Origin of the sequence: Tenacibaculum skagerrakense (assembly GCF_004345825.1) — a bacterium.
GTDB lineage: Bacteria > Bacteroidota > Bacteroidia > Flavobacteriales > Flavobacteriaceae > Polaribacter > Polaribacter skagerrakensis.
This window is the reverse complement of the sequence record NZ_SLXM01000026.1, coordinates 1-2,121: the sequence shown is the minus strand read 5'-3', so window position 1 is coordinate 2,121 and position 2,121 is coordinate 1. Positions and strand designations below refer to the sequence as shown.

The window sequence follows — 2,121 nt, the reverse complement described above, 5'->3', positions numbered from 1 at the left end:
AGCGATTTTAATTCAGAGTTAGAAAACGAAACAGGGGCAAAGGCAGCCAAATTCTTTGTAGTTTCTCTTTTTATAGAATTATTAAAATCTAAAAACGAAGCTGAATATGCATAACTAATATTATAATCTTGGATTAAGTATTTTAATGACTCTTTATTTGTTACTAAAGATTCAAACGGTAAGTTTTGAAGTTCTCCATTAGCTATAATCATTAAATTTTTGTCTTGTATTAATTTTTGAACTTCTCCACTAGGGAATAAAAAAGTGTGTAATTTATATGCGATTTCTTTAAAATCAATTAATTGTTCTTTTTTAGAAAAAGGTATTGAAATTAATTTTTTGTATTTAGAAAATAAAGAATATTCCTTTTGAGTTAATAGTGCTTTGAAAGAAATGGATTTTTGTTTAGTATTTACTAATCCTAACAATTCATAACTATCAGAATCGTATTTTTTTACAATATCATAAGATAAAACAGCTGTTTTATTATCTAACTTCTGTTTTAGTTCAGGCAAAGAAATAGATTGTACATTGTTTTTTTGACTAAAATAATCAGGGTAAATAAGTTTAAGAGAATCTTTAAATCGTTCATACTTTAACTTCAAATTGAATAAAGAATCATTCAAAAATTTATTCTCATTGGTTGTTCTACTCTCTATATCTAATATTTTTTTTCTGAATAACGCGTCATCAAGAGTTGCCTTATATGAAAGATTTGAAGTTAGGTTATTTTGTTTTATACTTTGAGTTAATAAAAAAGCCTTGTTTTTCTCTATAAAATCAAAAAATAAGTTGTTGTCCTGTAAATAATAAGCAGCCAATACACCGTAAGAATAAATTTCCGAGACATCATCTCTCCAAAACAGTTGGGTTATAGTTTCAGTACTTTCTTTTAAAACAAGACTAACTAAATCATTTGATATATTAACAGATTTAATTATTTCTTCTAAGTAAATTACTTTATTGTGCTTTTCATAAAGTTTAAATAAAATATTAACTTTTAATTTTAAAGCTGTTAAAGTGTTTTTTTTATATTCGTTTTTAATTAGATTTAAAGAACTAACGTTGTTAACATCTTTAGCGAAACAATATCTTTTTATCGACTTATTGGATAACTCAAGTGATTTATTTAGATTTCCTATTTGAAAATAATATGCTGAAGAATATAGATAACTCCCTGCTACTATAAAATTGCTGTTCTTTTTTGTTAAAATTTTTTCGTTCAGGTCAATTCCTTTTTTTAAATAATGATAAGAGCTATCAGACTTTTTTTTTTACATATAGTTCTAAAATATTCATATTATTCATAGCCTGGTAGTAAAAGTCTTTATTCTCTTCAGCAATTAAAGAGGACTTTCTGTAATAATACATAGCTTTTGAAAAACTATCAATCATCTGATAAATATTACCATACGACATATTTAGTCTTATCCTGAGATAGAAGTAATCTTCATTTGGATTAGAATTAATAGTTTCTTCTGCAAGTTTTAATTGTTTAACAGCATCAAAAATTATTTTTTTATTTTTTATTTTAAATGCGTTTCGAGCTGAGTTGAGAGCGTGAGCAATAAGACTATTAGGTTTACCATGTTTTTTTAAGATATCCAACCCTTTAGTGTAATAATTAATCGATTTATGATAATATCCTTTTAAATAATAGCAATAACCTAATTGGCATAAAGATTGACCTTTCCTTTTTTTAACAATATCGAGTTCGCTAGATTTTTTAAAAAATTCTATAGCCTCTTCAATGTTATTATTATACAAATAATAAAGACCTAATCTATATAAAGAACTATGATAATGTTCGTTTTTAGTTTCTTTAGTCTTCTCTAAAAAATCTATCTCTATTTGAGCATATTTAATAGCTAGTTCAAGATTTTGCTCTTTTTTTTTGTAAAAATATCTAGAGAAGTTGAAAGTAGTTTTTGCAAGTTTGAGAGAGTCATTTTTTAATGAAAGCAAAATCTTATCAGCCTTACTTTCGCTCAAATTATTTTTTTTGAGTAAACTATCAATAGAAAAATTTTGCCCATAACAGTTTATAGAAATATATAGAATTAAAAAAAATATTATTCCTTTTCTGAACATGTTAATTTCTCTTGTAAAAAAATAAAATAA

General features: G+C 24.5%; 2 protein-coding genes. Both read right to left on the bottom strand.

The features are described from left to right. Nucleotides 1-821 (bottom strand): CHAT domain-containing protein (locus EV195_RS16575; RefSeq protein ID WP_132796094.1); only part of this gene is annotated, 821 nt, incomplete at its 3' end. 439 nt (nt 822-1,260) lie between these two features. Further along, nucleotides 1,261-2,091, bottom strand: a complete 831-nt coding sequence (locus tag EV195_RS16570) for a tetratricopeptide repeat protein (RefSeq protein WP_132796093.1) — start codon at nt 2,089-2,091, stop codon at nt 1,261-1,263. Nucleotides 2,092-2,121 lie beyond the last annotated feature (30 nt).

Coding starts and splice junctions, on each gene's coding strand:
- EV195_RS16570 (WP_132796093.1), bottom strand. CDS start 2,091: ATGTTCAGAAAAGGAATAATATTTTTTTTAATTCTATATATTTCTATA.